This window comes from Listeria sp. ILCC796 (assembly GCF_900186175.1).
GTDB classification, from domain to species: domain Bacteria; phylum Bacillota; class Bacilli; order Lactobacillales; family Listeriaceae; genus Listeria; species Listeria goaensis.
In genome coordinates this window covers 190,903-210,819 of sequence record NZ_FYBV01000002.1, presented here as the reverse complement: position 1 = coordinate 210,819, position 19,917 = coordinate 190,903, and the positions used below count along the sequence as shown (strand labels likewise).

At 41.5% G+C, this 19,917-nt stretch carries 17 protein-coding genes; 10 read left to right on the top strand and 7 right to left on the bottom strand.

The window, feature by feature from the left end:
• Positions 1 to 63: 63 nt before the first annotated feature.
• The 5 genes from hflX to CFS04_RS03675 all read left to right on the top strand — a co-directional run bounded on the left by hflX (position 64) and on the right by CFS04_RS03675 (position 4,537).
• A complete protein-coding gene (gene hflX / locus CFS04_RS03695) occupies positions 64 to 1,317 on the top strand; it encodes a GTPase HflX (RefSeq protein ID WP_088809265.1) in 1,254 nt (417 codons plus the stop codon).
• A 65-nt stretch (positions 1,318 to 1,382) separates the two neighbouring features.
• Entirely contained in the window at positions 1,383 to 2,249 is an 867-nt protein-coding gene (locus tag CFS04_RS03690; protein ID WP_088809264.1) for a metallophosphoesterase, read from the top strand.
• 80 nt (positions 2,250 to 2,329) lie between these two features.
• Positions 2,330 to 2,932: a PepSY domain-containing protein gene (locus CFS04_RS03685; RefSeq protein WP_088809263.1), complete on the top strand. Its 603-nt coding sequence runs from the start codon at positions 2,330 to 2,332 to the stop codon at positions 2,930 to 2,932.
• 159 nt (positions 2,933 to 3,091) lie between these two features.
• Entirely contained in the window at positions 3,092 to 3,850 is a 759-nt protein-coding gene (locus CFS04_RS03680; protein WP_088809262.1) for a hypothetical protein, read from the top strand.
• Between the two features lie 36 nt (positions 3,851 to 3,886).
• A complete protein-coding gene (locus tag CFS04_RS03675) occupies positions 3,887 to 4,537 on the top strand; it encodes a GntR family transcriptional regulator (RefSeq protein WP_088809261.1) in 651 nt (216 codons plus the stop codon).
• A 94-nt stretch (positions 4,538 to 4,631) separates the two neighbouring features.
• Here the strand turns inward: CFS04_RS03675 and CFS04_RS03670 are convergent, their stop codons facing one another.
• Positions 4,632 to 5,615 (bottom strand): oxidoreductase, encoded by a 984-nt coding sequence (locus CFS04_RS03670; RefSeq protein ID WP_088809260.1) that lies wholly within the window; start codon positions 5,613 to 5,615, stop codon positions 4,632 to 4,634.
• Between the two features lie 132 nt (positions 5,616 to 5,747).
• Here CFS04_RS03670 and CFS04_RS03665 point away from each other — a divergent pair, with 132 nt between their 5' ends.
• The 4 genes from CFS04_RS03665 to CFS04_RS03650 all read left to right on the top strand — a co-directional run bounded on the left by CFS04_RS03665 (position 5,748) and on the right by CFS04_RS03650 (position 8,751).
• Complete coding sequence (locus CFS04_RS03665; RefSeq protein WP_088809259.1) at positions 5,748 to 6,671, top strand: diacylglycerol kinase family protein; 924 nt, start codon at positions 5,748 to 5,750, stop codon at positions 6,669 to 6,671.
• A gap of 48 nt (positions 6,672 to 6,719) precedes the next feature.
• Positions 6,720 to 7,052 (top strand): GRAM domain-containing protein, encoded by a 333-nt coding sequence (locus CFS04_RS03660; RefSeq protein WP_088809258.1) that lies wholly within the window; start codon positions 6,720 to 6,722, stop codon positions 7,050 to 7,052.
• A gap of 119 nt (positions 7,053 to 7,171) precedes the next feature.
• Entirely contained in the window at positions 7,172 to 8,305 is a 1,134-nt protein-coding gene (locus CFS04_RS03655) for a serine hydrolase (protein WP_159457880.1), read from the top strand.
• Positions 8,306 to 8,367: 62 nt separating this feature from the next.
• On the top strand, positions 8,368 to 8,751 hold the full coding sequence (locus CFS04_RS03650; protein WP_088809454.1) for a hypothetical protein: 384 nt from the start codon (positions 8,368 to 8,370) through the stop codon (positions 8,749 to 8,751).
• Positions 8,752 to 8,797: 46 nt separating this feature from the next.
• Here the strand turns inward: CFS04_RS03650 and CFS04_RS03645 are convergent, their stop codons facing one another.
• The 6 genes from CFS04_RS03645 to CFS04_RS03620 form a co-directional block, all read right to left on the bottom strand.
• Positions 8,798 to 9,262 (bottom strand): Lmo0779 family protein, encoded by a 465-nt coding sequence (locus CFS04_RS03645; protein WP_088809256.1) that lies wholly within the window; start codon positions 9,260 to 9,262, stop codon positions 8,798 to 8,800.
• 106 nt (positions 9,263 to 9,368) lie between these two features.
• Positions 9,369 to 10,247, bottom strand: coding sequence for a PTS mannose transporter subunit IID (locus CFS04_RS03640; RefSeq protein ID WP_088809255.1), 879 nt, complete (start codon positions 10,245 to 10,247; stop codon positions 9,369 to 9,371).
• 18 nt (positions 10,248 to 10,265) lie between these two features.
• On the bottom strand, positions 10,266 to 11,081 hold the full coding sequence (locus tag CFS04_RS03635) for a PTS mannose/fructose/sorbose transporter subunit IIC (protein ID WP_088809254.1): 816 nt from the start codon (positions 11,079 to 11,081) through the stop codon (positions 10,266 to 10,268).
• A gap of 80 nt (positions 11,082 to 11,161) precedes the next feature.
• Positions 11,162 to 11,641, bottom strand: a complete 480-nt coding sequence (locus tag CFS04_RS03630; RefSeq protein ID WP_088809253.1) for a mannose/fructose/sorbose PTS transporter subunit IIB — start codon at positions 11,639 to 11,641, stop codon at positions 11,162 to 11,164.
• The gene (locus CFS04_RS03625) at positions 11,641 to 12,075 is read right to left on the bottom strand and encodes a mannose/fructose/sorbose PTS transporter subunit IIA (RefSeq protein ID WP_088809453.1); all 435 of its coding nucleotides are present in this window, start codon (positions 12,073 to 12,075) and stop codon (positions 11,641 to 11,643) included. The genes CFS04_RS03630 and CFS04_RS03625 overlap by 1 nt, the downstream gene beginning before the upstream one ends.
• A 253-nt stretch (positions 12,076 to 12,328) precedes the next feature.
• Complete coding sequence (locus tag CFS04_RS03620; RefSeq protein ID WP_088809252.1) at positions 12,329 to 15,145, bottom strand: sigma-54-dependent transcriptional regulator; 2,817 nt, start codon at positions 15,143 to 15,145, stop codon at positions 12,329 to 12,331.
• A 302-nt stretch (positions 15,146 to 15,447) separates the two neighbouring features.
• On the opposite strand from CFS04_RS03620, the gene CFS04_RS03615 reads away from it, so the two are divergent.
• A complete protein-coding gene (locus CFS04_RS03615) occupies positions 15,448 to 19,887 on the top strand; it encodes a 2-hydroxyacyl-CoA dehydratase (protein ID WP_088809251.1) in 4,440 nt (1,479 codons plus the stop codon).
• Positions 19,888 to 19,917: the final 30 nt, after the last annotated feature.

Genomic DNA, 19,917 nt, shown 5'->3' with positions numbered 1-19,917 from the left:
GCAAATCTATACAATTCCTGACCGCACTGGAAGAAAACTATTTTTTCAGGAGGTCATTTTTTTATGAGTAAAAAAGTAATTTTAGTTGGTGTTAGTGGTTCTGATAAGAATTTTGAGTACTCAATGGTTGAGCTTTACAATTTGGCAGAGGCGAATCATTATGAGGTCATAGATACCGTGAAGCAAAACATGGAACGCGTGCATAAAGCGACTTATGTTGGAAAAGGAAAGGTAGAGGAGTTAAAACAAATTGCGGAAATGCTCGGTGCGAATGCGCTTGTCATGAATGATGAACTTACGGCATCACAAATTCGTAATTTAGAAGAGGCGGTTGGGCTGGAAATAATTGACCGGACAGCGCTTATTTTGGCGATTTTTGCAGAGCGCGCGAAAACGCGTGAAGCCCAGTTGCAAGTGGAAATTGCGCGCTTGAAATATGAACTTCCACGCCTTGCTGGTGGTGACGACAAACTCGACCAACAAAGCGGCGCAAGCGGCATGGCAAACCGTGGTTCAGGGGAGAAAAAAATCGAGAGCGACAGACGAATCATTAAAAATCAAATTCGCCATTTGACGAAAGAACTGGAAGAGATTGTTCAGGAGCGCGAAACAAGACGGCGTAAGCGGAAGAAAAATGAAATTCCTATAGTATCGCTTGTCGGGTACACAAACGCGGGGAAATCGACGACGATGAATGGCCTGGTTGAGCGCTTTAGTAAATCCGCCCACAAACAGGTTTTTGAGAAAGATATGCTGTTCGCCACACTCGAAACAAGCATACGCGAAATCATTTTACCAGACAAAAAACAGTTTTTGTTAACAGATACGGTTGGTTTTGTGAGCAAGCTGCCGACGCATCTCGTGAAGGCTTTCCGCTCAACACTTGAGGAGGCGAAGGAGGCGGATTTGCTGCTACACGTCGTGGATTATTCGGACGAAAATTATCAGGCAATGATAGAAACGACCGAAAAAACGTTAGAAGCTGTTGGGGTAAAGGATGTCCCTGTTTTATTCATCTACAACAAGGCCGATAAAGTAGCAGGAGCCGAGTATCCCGTACTGCGAGATGGTGGACTCATCTATTCTGCGAAAGACGTTGCTAGTCTTGCGATGCTCACAGAGGAAATTAAAAAGCAGATTTTTGAAGACTACAAAGAATTAACGTTTCTCATTCCATTTGACCGCGGCGATATTATTTCGTATTTAAACGAGCATGCGAGGGTGATCATGCAAGATTATACGGAACAAGGAACCGAACTCCGCGCTGAAGTTAGTCCTGTCGATGCGGAAAGATTTCATGCCTTTCAAATGAAATAATCAGCAATTTACGTTTTAAAATGGTAAAATAAACCGAATAGGAAAATGCAAAGTGAGGAAATGACATGAAAAAAAACATTTTTGGAGTCGCGGCATTTGCCGGGTTTATGTGCCATTCGTATTATGCAACGAAAAAATTAGTCGTCACTGATTATGCGATACGCTCAAGCAAAATTCCTGAGGCGTTTGATGGGAAAACATATATTCAACTATCTGATGTGCACAGTTGTTCATTTGGTCGATTTAACCATAAACTTATTAAAAAAGTCGCTTTAATGGAGCCGGACGGTATTTTTTTAACAGGTGATTTAATTGATGGTGATGAGCCGCAAAATGTTGCCATTGCATTAGTTCGCAAACTAAAAAAAATCTGTCCGCTCTATTACATAAGTGGTAATCATGAGCAGAAAAGTGCTTTGTTTGAAGATTTGCTCCGCTCATTAAAAGAAGAGGGCGTTCAAATTTTGCATAATGAGCATTTGTTTTTGGAAGAAAATGGGGAACGAATTGCGCTTGCTGGCGTGGATGATCCGACTTTCCATTTGCCGGAAGAGGAGAAGTCTAGTTGGGCGGAGCATAAATTTGATATGAGCGGCATTGTGCAGGAGGAAATTGAACGTGCGACGGCGAAGATTCCGCGTGATGCGTTCACTATTTTACTCGCACATCGTCCGGAATACTGGTCGATTTACCAAAATATGCCAGTGGATCTTGTTTTGTGTGGTCACGCACACGGCGGACAGATTCGCTTACCACTCACAGAAGGGCTATTTTCCCCCGGACAAGGGTTTTTACCGAAATTAACGGCCGGTTGTCATTTGGCAAATGGGAAAGCCATGATTGTGAGCAGAGGGCTTGGCAATACAACGATTGTGCCGCGTATTTTGAACAACCCAGAAATTGTGCGCCTTTATTTGAAACGAGAAAATTAAGACTAAAGTAGGAAGTGTTTTAAAGTAATTCTCTTTATAATAAAAATATAAATGTATATTATTTTACAGGAGGGATTTGCATGAAAAACAGAAAAATGATTGGAATTGCCGCAACACTCGTTTTATCGCTCGGGGTTTTAGCAGCTTGTGGAGATAATGATGACTATCGTTCAAGTGATAATAAAGATGCTAAACAGTCTTCTTCATCAAAAAGTTCTTCCACACAACAAAATGATTTGAATGGAAAAACGTTTAATTTATCGATGGAAGATGCCATTAATAAATTCCAAGAAAAAAACAAAAACGCTGATTTGACGTCTGTAAAATTAGAATATGAGCATGGCAAAGTTGTCTATAAAGTAGAAGGTATGGACGACACGAATGAATATGAAATGGTGTTCGATGCTGATTCAGAAGAAGTGCTACAAGATTCGAGTGAAGCGCTTGATATGGACGACAAAAACGAACGTGCTAATGAAAAAATTGATGTAACAAATGTGATTTCAATGGATGAAGCGATGCAAAAAGCAGTAGCTGAAGTAGATGGCGCTGTAGAAAGTGTTGAACTAGATCGTTCTTACAACGATACGGTTTATGATGTATCGATTCAAAATGGTGCAAATGAATCCGAAGTGCGTCTAAGTGCTCAAGACGGTTCAATCATAAATGTTGAAAATGACTAAAAAGATTCCTCGCCTTGTAAAGGTGAGGTGTTTTTAATTTAAAACAGCGCATAAAATTAGTCAGCTCTTACCCCTAGTGCGAGCTAAGAGATTTAAACTTTCACAAGAAGCGCATCCATGGTAAACTAAGACTAGGCAAAAATAGAAAAGAGTGTGGCAATGGCAGTAAACAAATTATTTCATTTTTATTTTAAAAAACTGGGGAATTGGAATTTAATTTATAGTTTTATGAAGGGATACTGGGTGGGATACATACTTATTTGTCTTTTACTTAGTGGAGCAACAATCGTTAGCTTTATATATCTTTCAAATTCACTCGCGTGGGGCATGCTCAGCATAACGGTATTGCTAATTAGCCTGTTGTTTCACACGATGATTGTTAGAAAAGCTCGTAGATACATTAAATTAAACTATCAAATTCGAAATTTTAATGAGCTGGGAAAATTCAAACAATATCTTCTCTACGCATATTTAAAACGAAATGGCTTTATCACGCGAGAAGACTTGGATAAGTTAATTTTATTTATTCAATCACAGAATAAACAAGTTAACGAATTTAAAAAATGGAATTTGCTAGGAATCGTCATGAGTGTCTTTATTGCCGTTTTTTTAGCTATTTTTGGAGGAAGTTTCTTATTTCAAGTTTTTGATGGGAAAAGTAGAGTTATCGTTGCGCTTATCATTATTATTTTAGCCGTGGTATTTTATTATTTAGGAAAAATGATGGAACAATTGTTCCGACATTTCACTAAAAAAGAAGCGCGTTTAAGTTTTCACTTAGTGCGTCAGATTATTGCGATTCAAACCGTTCTTTTAACAAGTGAAAATACGGAATATAGTCCTTTTCTTGCGATAGAGAAAAAAGTGCAGGAAAATCCATTCTTACAGGAAATCATTCTTTCCAAATCCTTTTTGTGATACAGGTTACTAAAAACAGAGAGAAGAGGGTATGAGATGGAAAAAGGCCAAAAAGAGACAATGGAAACAAGATGTTACAAGGAAATTAAAAGGAGAATTCAGTCGGGGGAGTACGAATCGGGCACACGTTTAATTGAAACAACGATTTCGCGAGAATTAGAAATAAGTCGCACACCAGTAAGAAAAGCAATTGCAATGCTCACTGCAGATGGGTTTGTAGAAAATCTGGATTACCGCGGAGCTATCGTAAAGAGTAGCAAAATATCCAAAGATAATTATATTGAAATCTTAGATATTGTCGGTTTGTTTTTAAAGCATACGATTGAACGCATCGAAGCTAAAAAAATTAGATTTGATCAGCGAATATTGAGCCCTAAAAGAGTCGAGTTTGAATGGCAAGTGCGTAATGGTGACGAAACGGCTTATACGACTTATTGTCGTACGGTGGTGCTGGAACTGGTGAACTGCCTGAAAAATGATTATTATCATGAAATCTTAGTTAGTTATTTCGATAAAATTAATCAATTTGCAGATAATGAAGTTCTTCTTATTTTAGAACATTCGGGCCCTGAACTTGTCAACAAGTTAAATGACCTTATAAGTGCAATCGAATGCGAAAATTATCTTGAGGCTAAAATGATAGTAGATGAAACAACCGAATTTCAAATATTATCAGCCTACCGCTAAGGGGATTATTTCATAAATATAAAAAGCATAAATCTAGTATTCATGCCATTTTCAAAAATGGATTTTACTGGATTTATGCTTCTTTTTTTGCCCATCATTCAGCAATCTTGACTACATAGCGACCTGCAATGCCGCCGTCCATAATTTTGCGAAGCGCTTCCGGCAGTTCATCTAACGTAATTTCAGTTAACAGCGGAGGAAGTTTTGTGACACGCAAATCAGTTGCGATATGTTCCCAAATTTCCACACGCTTTTCATACGGGCAGTACACAGAGTCGATGCCGCGTAGATTTATGCCGCGCAAGATGAACGGGAAAACCGTTGTTTCCAATTTTCCAGAAAGTGCCATGCCGCATGCTGCAACCGTGCCACCATATTTTGTAGCGGACAACAAATAGCCTAGCACCTCACCGCCGACACAATCGACCGCGTGAGCGAAACGTTCCGTATTTAATGCCCGTTTTTTTTCGGGATTAAAATCTGACCGAGTGACAACTTGCGCTGCACCAAGTTCGCGGAGTAGCGTTTTGCTCCCCGAGTTTCCACTGGAGGCGACTACCGAAAAGCCTTTTTTAGCAAGCATGCCCGTTGCAATACTCCCAACGCCGCCTGAAGCCCCACTAACAGCAACAGCCCCATCGTCTGGTTTCGCGCCATCATCTAAAAGGGCTTGCACGCTTAGCGCCGCCGTAAAACCAGCCGTACCGTAACACATGGCTTCGCGTAACGATAAATTTTCTGGGAGCGGAACGACCCATTCTTTTGGTACACGAATGAATTCGCTGAAACCACCAAAATGGCTTACGCCTAACCCATAACTTGTGACGATAACTTGGTCGCCTTTTTTAAACAGAGAAGATTTTGATTCTGTGACAATACCGCTTGCGTCAATTCCTGGAATAAACGGGTAGTTTGTAACAATTTTTCCGTCTGGCAAAGTTGCGAGAGCATCTTTGTAGTTGATGCTAGAATAGTGTACGCGTATGGTTACATCGCCTTCTGGTAAGGCAGTGAAGTCAGTTTCAGCGACAGCGACATCTGCGTCTTGGTTTACGAATAAAGCGCGAAATTTAGACATAATGTTCCTCCTACTTTTAATACATATGTTAAATGTAACGAAAAGTGAAGCGTTATTCAAATGAAAATGGTTTTTAAATTACGTTTTGGGTATAATAAAAGAGGAATTGTCAGGAAAGAAGGTAAATGACATATGGAAAAAGTTCTTCTTATTGTAAATCCATCATCGGGGAAAGAAAAAGCGAAAGTCTACATGGAAAAAGCAGAAAAAGTTTTGAAAAATCGTTTTGAAAATGTGGAGGTTCGGCTCACGGAAAAAGGTGGTGACGCGACGGAATTTGCCTCTTTGGCTGCCGAAGAAGGTTTCCATGCTGTAATTGCTATGGGTGGTGACGGCACATTAAATGAAACGATTAATGGACTTGCCAAACATGATAAGCGCCCGGCGTTTGGATTTATCCCACTTGGTACAGTAAATGACTTGGCGCGTTCGACGGGAATCCCACTAAAACCAGCTAAAGCGATTAAAATGCTTGAAACAGCAGTTTTAAAACCGATGGACGTTGGAAAAATTGATGACCAATACTTCATGAATGTCTTAGCCATTGGCATGATTGCCCAAGCGGTCGATCAGGTGAGTGTGGAACAAAAAACGAAATTTGGTCCTGTTGCGTATTTTATTGAAGGGCTAAAGGCGTTTAATCGGCATGAATTGCTCCATTTTAAAATTCGGAGTGAGGAAGTGGATTTTGATGATCAAGCAGCATTAGTGGTTGCTGGGCTTACGAATTCAGTTGGCGGGATGGAGAAATGGGCGCCAGAAGCTGAATTAGATGATGGCTTACTCCACGTTTTCATCCTAACCAAGCTTGGTTTAATTGATGCGGCTAACATTCTTCCGCAACTTGTCATGGGAACGCTGAAAAATGCGAATGGTGTAGAGTATTATAAGATGAGTCATTTGGAGATTGAAGCGAGTGGGGAAGATATTTCTGTGAACGTGGACGGTGATCCGGGTCCAAGTTTGCCTGTTAAAATTGATGTTTTACCAAGTCATTTGGAGTTGTTTGTACCTGAAAAACAAAATAAGAAAAAGATGTTTGGTAGGCTATTTTAGCGGAAATTTGCTACAATAAAGGTGAGATGGTAAAAGGAGGCAATAGTCATGGAACAACTTGATGTGGTCTATAAAGGGCTTGCAAATTTAAAGATGAATTTTAAGGCTGTTCCGGGGAAACTTTATTTGACGCCAACTAAATTGGTGCATCAGCCAAATGAATATTTTGATGAGGAACTGGTTATTTCTTTTGACGATGTAGCTAAAATTCGCGGAGTAAAGACGAAAATTTTTGGTAAGGAAGTGATTCCTAATATCATTGAAATTCAACTAAAAAACGGGGATACTTACCAATTTGTAGTAAATAAACAGAAAAAATGGCTTGAAGCGATTACAAAATTGTTTTCGGAAAATGGTCAGGCAGGAAAATTAGATAATTAGGGGTGGGGCTTACGACAAGTAGCCCTTTTTTATTTGTAAAATAGGCAATATGCCCTCTTTTAGTGAGTAGTTATTTTGTGATAAGATAGTTCAAATGAAAGCAAGAGGTGATGAGTTTCATGAGAGAAACACGTCTTGAGAAAAACAAACGCAAAAAGGCGAAATGGCATCGTAGAAAGAAGTATGGTGGTATAAGTCTTATTCTTCTTATTGGCATACTAGGCGGAAGTTTTTATTTTTACATAGATGATGTGAAGCAGACACCTAAAGAGCAAGTGACACCGTCTCGAGTGGTAGAGGCAAATGTGGATGCTGAAAAAGCGATTGATGTGTATCTACAAGAAATTGGTTTTAACGGCACTGTTTTTATTGAAGATAAGGGTAAATATGTGATGAATAAAGGATACGGCACTGCGGATTTAGTGACAGGAAAGAAAAATCAAACGGATAGTGTTTATTTGATTGGTTCCATGCAAAAAGCGATCATTGCAACGGCATTTATGCAACTTGTTGAGCAGGGGAAGATTGGCTTAGATGATTCTATTCAAAAATATTTGCCACATTTTCCAAACGGACAAGCGATTAAAATTAAAAATTTTCTAGGGCATACGAGCGGATTAAACGAACGTAAAAAGAGCAATGGTGCGGTTACACCAGATCAAATTGTGAAAGATATTGAACGTGCGGGAGTTAAAGAGAATCCGGGGAAATGGCATTATTCAGATGATAATTACGCGGTGATTGCTTACTTAATTCAGCAAATCTCAGGCATGAAGATGAGCGACTATGTGACACAACATGTATTTACGCCTGCTGGAATGACTACAGCGGGATTTGGCCCGAGCTTTTATAAGCTCTCGGCACATACGGCGAGTTATTATACGAAAAAGGGTGAGCTTATTTCAGCGCCGTTTACAGAAGATATGTCGCAGCTTTTTGGTGCTGGGGATATGTATATGACGGCAACTGATGTGAAAAAATTTGATGACGCACTGCTTTCTGGGAAGTTCATTTCACAGGCAGGGGTTAAACGCCTTTTGCAAAAAGGGGCTGGAAAATATGGTTTCGGTCTGTATGATTTTGGGGATTATCATATTTCGAGAGGCGTACTTTACGGATATGAGTCTGCCAATGTTTTTACGAAAGACCATACAAAAACGATTATTTTATTAACAAATGCAAGAAATCCCGCGACTAAAACAGCTTTTTATGTGGATACGAGAAAAATTCTGGATATTATGGAAAAAAATTAGGCTGATTAAAAAAGTCGTGCTATAATAGTGTCAGAACTTGATGACACAGGAGGAAATAATTGGTGGAAATAACGGTTCGAAGTAAGATTCAAGACAATAAAGTGACTTTTTCAAGTGATTTTGGTGAAGGTGTCGGCACTTGGATGGACGAGGAGCCAGACCCGGGGAGGAAGTACACGGTAGAAGTGACGATTCCCGAAAAAATCACGTTTGAGTTTTTAAACGAAAGCGAAGAAAAGCACTGCTTAATTGAAATCGATGAAGATGAGAAAATCCATATTGTTGGTCAACTTGAAGATTATGAGGAAGATGGCTTTGCTGTTCTGCGCCTTGAAGAGAGCATCATTTGTTTCGACACGGATTTTGATGAGCAAATTGAACATTTGCACGGGAAATTCATAGATGTGATTGTTTCTGAGATTAGACTTAATAGTGTAGGTATATAAATAGAGAAAGAGGTCGGGCTGATAAAGCCGACCTCTTTTATGTTTGTTAACTATACATCGCCAAAACCTTCATCATCTTCTCTAAATCATCTTCTGACTTTGCGAAAAGCATGAGCCGTCTGCGGTCGGTTTCAATCACTAAAACGCCGTCTTCCGATAAATTCATTCGTTCGATTTTCGAGTAAGGGAAAAAGAGTAGGGCGTAAAATAAGCCATCTTCTTTAAAAACGACATTTGAACTGCGGAAAAAACTGATATAAATAAACAATACAGCCAAAATACCGAGTAAAACAGTCGTTGAGAAGGGACCGTTTCGCGAAATATTCATACCGAACAAAAGAATAATTAACCCGATAAATATGTATCCATCCCACTTTCCACGTGAACGAAGGCGGGCTTTTAGTTTTGTCTGACCTTTCCAGAAAGTGATAACAACGCCGTCATAGAGAATAAAAGCTAAGGCACCTATACTGAAAATAAGTAGAAAAATGTTTGTAGCCGTCCACTCCATTTATACTTCACTCACATTCTTTTAAAATTACTTCCTCATCATTGTAGCATAGAAAGAACAGACAAGGAACCTAGGACACCCCAGATTCCTCGCTGTTTTAAATGATTTAACCGAGTGGTGAATAATTTGCTGGTGGCAGACCGAGAATACCTGTCGCATAACCAACAATACCAACTACGAAAAGACCTAAAATGAGCCAAAGTGGATTGACTTTTTTCTTCAGAATCCACATACATAAGAAGGTGAGTCCTAAAGCTAGTAGACCCGGCATTAATTGGTCTAAAATACTTTGAACAGTCGTTTCTACTTTTTTACCATTGTCGTCGGTTGTTGTGTAAGCAACAAGTGGCACATAAATCGTTGTCCACTTGTTTACGAGCGCCCCCATAACGAATAGTCCGAGAATCGAAGCACCTTCCGTTAATTTTTGGAGTACACCGCCACTCATATCGGAAACAACATCGGTACCTTTTGTATAACCATAAAAGACACCCCAATAACGGAAACCAAGTCGAATCGCGTTAAAAAGTACGAAGAACAAAATCGGACCAATAATACTACCATCTGTGGCAAAACCTGCGCCTAGTGCGGCGAGAACGGGCCGAACAGTACCCCAGAAAATTGGGTCACCTACACCGGCAAGTGGCCCCATAAGACCAACCTTAATCCCGTTTATTGCGCCTTCGTCAATATCAGCTCCGTTTGCTTTTTGTTCTTCCATCGCGCTTGTTACCCCTAGAATTGGAGCAGCCATATACGGATGTGTGTTAAAGAATTCTAAGTGACGTTTAATAGCAAGTTCGCGTTCTGGACCTTTTTCAGGATATAAGCGTTTAATCACAGGGATAACAGAAAAACAAAATCCGAGTGATTGCATACGTTCAAAGTTCCATGAACCTTGGAAAAGATTTGAGCGAATGAAGACGCCCATTAAATCACGCTTCGTTAATTTTTTTTCACCAACTGTAACTTGTTCATTAGCCATGTTTATTATCCCCCTTTCTTAGTCGTCCAAGTCGTCATCTAAGTCATCATCTGATTGGCGTTTTCCGCCGCCACCGCCGTACTGCTCAATAGCCGCTTTAAGTTGGTATTTAGGGTTGAGCTGAATGTAAACAATTGCTGCTACAAGTCCTAGAACACCAAGTGCTACCAAGTTGAAGGCAGTAAATGCCGCAACGACAAATCCTAAGAAGAAGAACGGCATTAAATATTTCGCTTGCATCATATTAATAACCATCGCATAACCAACAACAACAATGAATCCGCCAGCTACGTTTAATCCATTTACGATAACATCTGGAATGGCATTCAACATATTTGTAACGGCATCAGTACCAACTGTTACAGCGACAATCATTGCAGGAATCGCGATACGCATCGCTTGCAGTAAAAGTGCTGTGACGTGAATCCAGTCGAGACTTCGGAGGTTACCGGCTTTTCCGGCTTTATCCGCCATATGTTGGAAAGCAACAGTGATTGTACGAACTAAAATGGTTAAGACTTGACCTAAAGCTGCAAGTGGAATGGCAAGTGAAATCCCAACACTAATATCTTGCCCTCCAGTAATAACTAAAATGGTTGAAATGATGGAAGCTAGCGCTGCGTCTGGCGCAACGGCTGCCCCAATATTCATCCAACCAAGAGCGATCATTTCAAGGGTACCACCAATAATAATACCAGTTGTTATATCCCCAAGAACTAGTCCGATGAGTGTACAGGCAATTAACGGACGATGCGTTTGCCATTCATCGAGGATACTCCCCATACCGCTGACACAAGAAACTAAAAATACAAGAACGAGTTGTATAGCAGTCATTATTTTCCCTCCCAGTTTTAATAAAATACATATAAGATCGATTTTTTTAGAAAAAAGAAGCGCTTAATTTGCACTATGACTTATTCTTCAATAAGCGGTATTAGTTGAACTTTGTTATCTGAAGCTACTTTGCGGATTTCAAGTTCGATGCCACGTTTGGCCAACTCACGGAAAGAAGTCTTGTCCTGTTCATCTACTGAAACGGCGTTCGTAATTTGCTTCTTGCCTTCACGGAATGCCATGCCGCCGATGTTGACGGACTTAATATCCACACCATTTTCCACCAATTTTAAAACGTCCGTCGGATTCGTAAATAACATCATAACGGGTGTAGTCGCATATTTCGGGTTGTTGTATACGCGAATTCCTTTGTCAACATCGACAACGCTTGCTTTAACACCAGGCGGCGCAACTTGCGTAAGTAAAGTTTTACGCACTTGATCTTTTGCAACATCATCATTGATGACAATAATGCGTTCTACATGTGTTTCTTTAGTCCATACTGTAGCTACTTGACCGTGAATTAGACGGTCATCAATTCTTGCTAGACGAATATCCATTATAAATCGTCCTCCCCTTCATTTTCATTTGTAGTTGGTAATGTTTGTTTTAATGATTTCACTCCCTCACTACCCGCACGAATCGCAATGTCAACTAAATCGCTGAGGTTAGCGCCAGCCCTCATTGCGAGGGTTTCAAGTAGCATGGGAATGTTCACACCTGTTACAACATCCATGTTTTCTTCCGGTAAGGCGATGGTACTGGAAGCGTTATAAGGACTTCCGCCAAAGAGGTCAACCATAAAGATAACGCCTTGCGAAGAGTCAATTAAATTCAGCTTTTCTTTATATTTGGCAATCAAAGTATCCGTGTTTTCACCGGGAACAAATGTAATGTATTCTACATTTTCCTGTTTGCCAATGATCATTTCAGCCGACTTTAATAATTCACGGGCTGATTCACCATGTGTGCCAATGATAATCCCTACTGGCATCATTTATCTCCTCCTTCTTGACGAATTTAAAATCCCGCAATCTTATAGAATGCAAGAAGCATGCCGATTTAGAGTATCCCCCCTTAATTCTTGATAAATCAGTGTAGAAAGCAATTGTCTGATATGTAATATATTGTGCCTAATACGCTAAAGAAGGTTTCCAATACACTAATTTTATTTTGACACATAAACTACATTACCCTGTAAAATTGGAGTGCAAACAAAAAAAGAGGCAAATCTTGCCTCTTTGGTGCTATGGTGTTTTTTGTAAATAAATATCTTTTAGAATGTCGTGGATGTAGTAAATTTCATCTTTTGTTAAAGAAAGATTCATTCGTTTTCTGACGGCTTCATTTGCTGCTTCTAGGGCAGTTAAAATGTGGGGGTCGAAGCTTTCTTTTGATTCACGATAAATCAAACTGTCGTTTATGACCATTCTTTCGAGGGCGCATCCGACGTGTATGAGAAGGTTAATCTGGTGGGCGCTGTCGATTTTTTGACCGAGATTTTCTACCAAAACAGAGCTGAAGGTATTTAAAATGTCAATGGTTTTTTTCGGGTTCAAATACGTGAGGAATTCATTCAGGCTGTCTTCCACGACTTCTTTTGTAATGCGGTTTGTTTCACTTTTTTGGACGAAAATATTTCGCTGTTTGACGAGGCTAACGAGGTGTTCCTCACCATCACTCGCGAATAAACGTTCAATCGGAATGAAGGGAATCGACATTTTGGGATCGGCAATCCCAACCGCCATCAGAATGTCGTATTCGTTTTGAAGTTCTGCAAGGCGCGGCTGCATTTCTGCCACACTAATTGGGACAACGTGAATGTGCTCGGTCGTTATTGTATCTAAAATGTTTTCAATGAAAATTTGTAATTTCTCGGCCGTACCTTCACCAGTTGCGCAAATTGTCACGATCGCATGGGGCTTGCCAGTTGGGTCTTGCAAATCATTGTCGGAAGCATAGCCACCGTAGCCACGGAAGTCTTTTAGTGAGTCATAAATGCTGTCGATATCCATGTCTAAAATATTGGATTTCCGTACCGATTCGATGACCGTCGCCGTGGATACCATATCGATAGAGCGAACTTCAATTCCCGTGCGCTCAGCAATGACTTGTGCAAAACCAGTAAGGGAACCCATGTCAACGAGCAACAAGACGCCGCGTCCCATATCGAGTTCTTTTGCCCGTTCTGTCAGTTTATCAAGCACAACTTTAGGGCTTTGGTCGAGCGGCATGTCGATTCCTTCCACGAGTCCATCACCGAGCAGTTTTTTAGCAACGCCGACCATGCTGGTAGCCGTATTGTTACCGTGCGCCGCAACTAGGACTGCAACCCGGGCGTTCTCCTGTTCTTTTAAGAGCGAACTAATTAACAGCGTTAAGTACATCACTTCCATGTTGGGTACGCGAATGTGAAAGACAGCTTCAATTTCATCTTTTATTTCACAAGAAATCTCGTAAGCTTCCGGTTTATCGTTAATAACCGTTTCGATGTTCGTATATTTTAACGGCTTGTTACTTTCTACTCTTTTAATAAAGGAAGTTAAATGGAGACTAAACGCTAAAACAAATCGTTCGTTCAGCTTTTTGTGTAGGTGACGCTCGGCGCGTAGTTTGATTTCTTCGGCGAAATTCAAAATGTCTTCATTGACGATTTTTAAAATGTTCTCACGCGTCTGAATCGTGTTTTTAAATTTGTTATAAAAGCTATTTAAATGAATGTCGATATCCATCGTAATAAATTTTTTAATATCATCATCTAGAACGCCTTGATCCATTAAAATAGAAGCTTTGTCTTCGATGATTTTATACAAATTAAAGTTCGGTTCATATTCATCAGTTGTGATGAGCGGACGAATTTGTTCAGGATAAATGGTCGTGTATGGCTCAAGATATTCCGATATTTCCTGTAATTCTTTACGGCGGCCACTAAAATGGAAGAAACCATCTTTAATTTCAATTGGTAACGTCTTAAAGTCAATTAAAATGGCATCATCTTGATCGAAACTATTTAAAAATCCTTGTGCGCAAACAAGTTGAATATTCGATTTTAGTTGCCCGATATTTCCGCTAGTCGTATTGCCAAGCAGTGCTTTCGCGGCTTCATCTTCAATCCGAATAGGTTTATTGACGCGGTGCGCTTCATTGGAAAGCAAGTGGGTGAGCAGTTCTACACGTTCTTTCGCCGTCCGCTCATCAAGTGAGGGAAGCGAAACTGTAATCGGAATGCGTCTTACAAACGTTTTTAATAGAGAAGATTCGGGGTTTTCGGTCGTTGCTCCGATAATTAAAACATTCGATTTTCGTTTGCGATCTGTTTCGCCAAGTTTATTGAAGGTGCCAGAATCCATCAGGTAGAAAATCATTTCTTGGCCTTCAGGAGGAAGGCGGTGAATCTCGTCTAAAAACAAAATGCCGCCGTTTGCTTTTTCAACGAGGCCTTCTTTTTCGCCGTCAGCGCCAGTGAAAGCGCCTTTTACGTGCCCAAAAATATGCGACATAAGCAGTTGCGGATTGTTATAGTAGTCCGCACAATTGAAGACGATAAACGGCGCGTCTTGCGATAAACGATTTGCATGATGGGCGAAACGATACATTAAATTGGCGAAGAGTGTTTTCCCAACACCCGTTTGTCCTAAAATAAGCGTATGAAGCCCATTTGGTGGATAAAGCATGGCTGCTTTCGCTTGTTCGACAGGTGTTTTCAAACTTTCGCTAGCGCCAATTAAGTTTTCAAATGGACTTTTTTTCATTGTGTCGGAAGTGAAGAGAGCTAAAAGATCTTCTGTCTGACTAAAGGTGAGTTCGTCTTCAGAGAGAGGGCGTTCGATTGCTTCTTCAATCGTTTGTCGAACGAAGTAAAGAACTGGTCGGCTGTTTACTTTGACAATTTTCCCTTGTCTGAAAAGTTCATTGAGTTCCATGCTGACATTATTTCTTAAAATATGTAAGTCATTCGCGATGATGGTTGCTGTAAAGCCGTCTTTTTCAGCAATTTGTTTGCGGATTGTTGTTTTGGAAGATAAATCCGCTAAATGTTGATAAATTTTATCAATACGCTTCAACTTAAACCCACCTTTTTAAATTTAATGGCATCGGAGTGTATTAGAAATAAATAATACACTAGCTCTTTCTGTATTAATTTTAGCACGGTTAATGAAAATGTCAATCTACTACATCAAACAGGTTTTTCCTTTACAAATAGAAGCAAAAGTGTAAAAATAAGGGTGTCTATTTTTATTTTCTATGCACTCGTCTTTTGAGTGAGTAATCACTCATTTTTTAACAACTATTAATTTGTGAATTAAGGTACAATCAAAAGAAAAAATGTGATATTTTGAACATGTAATGGGGAAGGATGAGAAAAATGATTCATGTCGGACTTGATGTCGGCTCAACTACAGCAAAAGCCGTCGCATTGAATGAAGAAGGAGAAATTCTATTTCAAACATACCGCAGACACTATTCGGACATCAAAAAGGTAACGCTACTAATTATGGAAGATTTAAAGGAAAAATGTTCAACAGACGAAATGACCTTTAAGATTACGGGTTCTTCCGGCCTTGCGATTTCAAAATTCTTGGAAGTGGATTTTGTTCAGGAAGTAATCGCTTGTACAGAAGCTGTAGAAAAAGTGATTCCAGAAACAGATGTCGTTATTGAACTTGGCGGGGAAGATGCAAAAATTATTTATTTTTCAGGCGGAATTGAACAGCGCATGAATAACGCATGTGCGGGTGGAACGGGTGCATTTATTGATCAAATTGCAACGCTTGTTCAAACTGATCCAACAGGCTTAAACGAATTGGCGAAAAACGCTCAAACTATTTATCCGATTGCCTCAAGATGCGGAGTGTTCGCGAAAACAGACGTTCAGCCACTTTTAAATGAAGGTGCCAGAAAAGAAGATATTGCGGCGTCCATTTTCCAAAGTGTCGTAACGCAAACGATTTCTGGACTTGCTTGTGGGCGTCCAATTCGAGGGAAGGTAGCGTTTCTAGGCGGGCCGCTGACGTTTTTGGATCAATTGCGCTTTCGTTTTACGGAAACACTTAAAATGAAGGAAGAAGATATTATTGCGCCGCTAAACGCGGAGTATTTCATTGCGCTTGGCACGGCGTTTACTGGGTTTGACAGTGAGGCCATTTCAATCGACAGTGTGACGCGCCGCTTGTCGGGCATGGATTTATCCAGCCTCGCAAAAGATACGGTGACGCTACCCCCACTTTTTACAAAAGCAGAAGATTTAGTGGCCTTTCGGACAAGACACGGTGAGATGAAGGCGCCACGTGCGGAGTTGTCGAGTTACATAGGTGATGCGTATCTGGGAATTGATGCGGGTTCAACGACGACGAAACTTATTTTGATGGGGACAAACAACGAAATTTTATATAGCTTTTATGGAAGTAATAATGGGAATCCGCTTCAGTCGGTCATTGACGCGACGAGTGACTTGTATGAAAAACTGCCGGAAGAAGTACAAATTGTGCAGTCGGGTATAACGGGTTACGGTGAATCGCTTATTAAGGCGGCGCTTAAAATTGATGTTGGCGAAATTGAAACTGTCGCGCATTACCGGGCGGCACGCGAGTTTTTACCGGATGTTGATTTTATTTTGGATATCGGCGGACAAGATATGAAATGTATGAAAATTAAAAATCGCGCACTGGATAGCCTGATGCTAAACGAGGCTTGTTCGGCTGGTTGTGGTTCGTTCCTTGAAACATTTGCTCATACGCTTGATGTGCCAATCGAAGAATTTGCAGAGCGTGCGCTTAGTGCGAAGGAACCCGTTGATTTAGGTTCGCGCTGTACGGTCTTTATGAACTCAAAAGTCAAACAAGTTCAAAAAGAGGGCGTAACCCTTGAGGATCTATCGGCGGGGCTGGCGTATTCCGTTGTGAAAAATGCGCTCCAAAAAGTAATCAAACTGCGCAGTCCAAAAGATATCGGTGAAAAAGTCATCGTACAAGGCGGAACGTTTTATAACGAAGCGGTTTTGCGTGCTTTTGAACTCTTAACCGGACGCGAAGTTGTGCGCCCAGATATTGCTGGCATGATGGGGGCATACGGGGCGGCGCTAATCGCGCGTGAACATTATGAAACAGGCGAAGTGACTGAAATGCTTGTTTTGGAAAAATTACGCGAATTTAGTGCGGAGACATCGCAGTCCAGATGTAACTTGTGCAGCAATACATGTCAATTAACCGTGACGCGCTTCGGCGACGACCGCACGTTTGTAAGTGGAAACCGCTGTGAACGCGGCGAGCGTGTGGAGACGACTCGGAATTTGCTGCCCAATTTGTACGCGTATAAACTTAAACGCACGTTTGATTACAAAGCGCTGAAGAAAACCGAAGCAACAAGAGGTTCAATTGGTATTCCGCGCGCTTTGAATGTGTTTGAAAATTACCCGCTATGGTTTACTATTTTCAACCAGTTGGGTTACCGGGTTGTACTTTCCAGTAAATCATCGAAAAACCTATATGAAAAAGGCATCGAAACGATTGCGTCAGAAGCCGTTTGCTATCCAGCAAAACTAACGCACGGGCACGTGATGGATTTAGTGCGCAAAAAAGTCGATGCAGTCTTTTATCCATCGGTCGTGTACGAAAAACCCGAATTTGGTGAAGCAACAAACAACTTTAACTGTCCTGTTGTGGCCGGCTATCCAGAAGTGATTCGTGTGAATGTTGATGCGCTCGAGGAAAAAGAAATCCCAATGTTTAGCCCGTTTATCGCGCTTGACAATGAAAAATCATTTATCGAAACGATGAAACTTACTTTCCCTGACATCCCAGCCGAAGAAATGGAACAAGCCGTTTTGGCTGGCCTTGCCGAAGCTGAGAAATGCCGTCTAGATATTCAAAATGAAGGTGAAGCGGCACTGGAGTACATGGCGAAAAACAAAGTGAAGGGAATTGTGCTTGCGGGTCACCCGTATCACATAGACCCAGAAGTGAACCACGGCATTCCAGAACTCATTACGATGAACGGGATGGCCGTTTTAACCGAAGATTCGATTTCGCACCTCGGCGAAATGGAGCATGATTTGCGCGTTGAAAACCAGTGGAAATACCACGCAAGACTTTACCGCGCGGCAAGCTTTACGGGGAAAAGGAAGGACTTGGAGTTCGTCCAATTGACATCATTCGGGTGCGGACTCGATGCGATTACGACGGATATGTGCCAAGAAATCATTGAAGGTCACGGAAAAGTCTATACACTTCTTAAAATTGATGAAATCAACAATTTAGGGGCGGCTAGAATCCGCGTGCGCTCTTTAAAAGCGGCGATTGACGAGCGGGATAGAAACGGCGTCTTGCCAACTGAAATGGCGCCACCAGAACCGAGAACGCTCTTCACAAAAGAAATGCGCAAAGCAGGCTACACCATTTTAGCGCCACAACTTGCACCAACGCATTTTGCCCTTCTTGAAGCGGCCGGTCGAGTTAGCGGTTATAACTTGGAAGTCTTGCCTGCCGTTACACCGCGTGCTGTTGACGAAGGTTTGCGCTACGTCAATAATGATGCCTGCTACCCAGCCATTTTAACCATCGGACAAATGATGGATGCGCTGAAACATGGCGATTATGATTTGAATAAAACGGCCGTTCTCATGACACAAACAGGCGGCGGTTGCCGGGCGACCAATTACATTTCAATGCTCAAAAAAGCGCTCCGTGAAGCCGAAATCGAAGGCATTCCAGTTATCTCGCTAAACGCGAATGGACTTGAGAAGCAGCCTGGGTTTAAGCTTTCGCCAAAACTATTAACGAGGTTTATGGCGGGGCTATCTATCGGTGACGCGCTAGATCGTATGTTGTACAGGACCCGGCCGTATGAAGTCACACCAGGCAGTGCGAATAAGTTATATCACGAGTACCTCGGAAAAGCGAAGACACTCATGGAACAATATTCCTTTAGAGCGTATAAAGCTTTTGCAAAAGAAATGGTCGACGCGTTTGATAAGCTGCCAATTAGCTCGGAGAAGAAACCTCGTGTCGGCGTTGTGGGGGAAATTTTGGTGAAGTTCCACCCAGGTGCCAACAACAGTATTGTTGACGTCATCGAACAAGAGGGCGGGGAAGCTGTCGTGCCAGATTTGGTCGACTTCCTGCTATATTGCTGCTATGACGACCATTTTGCGGCCAATACGTTCGGTCGTTCAAAAGTGAAATCATTTGCGAAACAAAGTCTTGCGATTCCTGCCATCAATCAGTACCGCAAGCCAGTCACAGATGCGCTTCGTGCGAGCACGCGTTTTGACGCCCCAGAAAGCATTGAAGTTATCGCTGAAAAAGCGAGCCAATTGTTGTCACTCGGAAACAAAATGGGGGAAGGCTGGTTCTTAACGGGCGAAATGTTCGAACTGTTAGATAGCGATGTGCCAAATATTGCCTGCTTGCAGCCGTTCGCCTGTCTTCCTAATCACATTACTGGGCGCGGCATGATTAAAGGGCTTAAAAAGCTCTATCCACATGCGAACATTATGTCGATTGACTACGATGCTGGGTCGAGTGCGGTCAACCAATTGAATCGCATTAAACTGATGCTTTCGATAGCCAAAAAAGGCATGGAAGATGTGCAGGAAGAAGGAAAAGTGAGCACGGGAGCGAAGCGCTTTAATCCCAAAAATGCCATTCTCGACAAAGCGCGAAAAGTCCGCGAGAGCGCGCCTGCCGCAAAAATCGGCGAAACCGTGAAGCGCGCGAAAGAAAGTGTGCCCGCCGAAACGATTGCACAAGTCGCAAGGAGCGAGCAAGGCTGTTGCGGTGGAGGGTGTCAGTGCGATTGCCGTGAGTAACACTTGTAAATTTCGTTTCTTCCGTTACAA

Coding starts and splice junctions, on each gene's coding strand:
- CFS04_RS03680 (WP_088809262.1), top strand. CDS start 3,092: ATGGCAGTAAACAAATTATTTCATTTTTATTTTAAAAAACTGGGGAAT.
- hflX (WP_088809265.1), top strand. CDS start 64: ATGAGTAAAAAAGTAATTTTAGTTGGTGTTAGTGGTTCTGATAAGAAT.
- CFS04_RS03665 (WP_088809259.1), top strand. CDS start 5,748: ATGGAAAAAGTTCTTCTTATTGTAAATCCATCATCGGGGAAAGAAAAA.
- CFS04_RS03690 (WP_088809264.1), top strand. CDS start 1,383: ATGAAAAAAAACATTTTTGGAGTCGCGGCATTTGCCGGGTTTATGTGC.
- CFS04_RS03685 (WP_088809263.1), top strand. CDS start 2,330: ATGAAAAACAGAAAAATGATTGGAATTGCCGCAACACTCGTTTTATCG.
- CFS04_RS03670 (WP_088809260.1), bottom strand. CDS start 5,615: ATGTCTAAATTTCGCGCTTTATTCGTAAACCAAGACGCAGATGTCGCT.
- CFS04_RS03660 (WP_088809258.1), top strand. CDS start 6,720: ATGGAACAACTTGATGTGGTCTATAAAGGGCTTGCAAATTTAAAGATG.
- CFS04_RS03655 (WP_159457880.1), top strand. CDS start 7,172: ATGAGAGAAACACGTCTTGAGAAAAACAAACGCAAAAAGGCGAAATGG.
- CFS04_RS03640 (WP_088809255.1), bottom strand. CDS start 10,247: ATGGCTAATGAACAAGTTACAGTTGGTGAAAAAAAATTAACGAAGCGT.
- CFS04_RS03615 (WP_088809251.1), top strand. CDS start 15,448: ATGATTCATGTCGGACTTGATGTCGGCTCAACTACAGCAAAAGCCGTC.
- CFS04_RS03630 (WP_088809253.1), bottom strand. CDS start 11,641: ATGGATATTCGTCTAGCAAGAATTGATGACCGTCTAATTCACGGTCAA.
- CFS04_RS03625 (WP_088809453.1), bottom strand. CDS start 12,075: ATGCCAGTAGGGATTATCATTGGCACACATGGTGAATCAGCCCGTGAA.
- CFS04_RS03635 (WP_088809254.1), bottom strand. CDS start 11,081: ATGACTGCTATACAACTCGTTCTTGTATTTTTAGTTTCTTGTGTCAGC.
- CFS04_RS03645 (WP_088809256.1), bottom strand. CDS start 9,262: ATGGAGTGGACGGCTACAAACATTTTTCTACTTATTTTCAGTATAGGT.
- CFS04_RS03675 (WP_088809261.1), top strand. CDS start 3,887: ATGGAAAAAGGCCAAAAAGAGACAATGGAAACAAGATGTTACAAGGAA.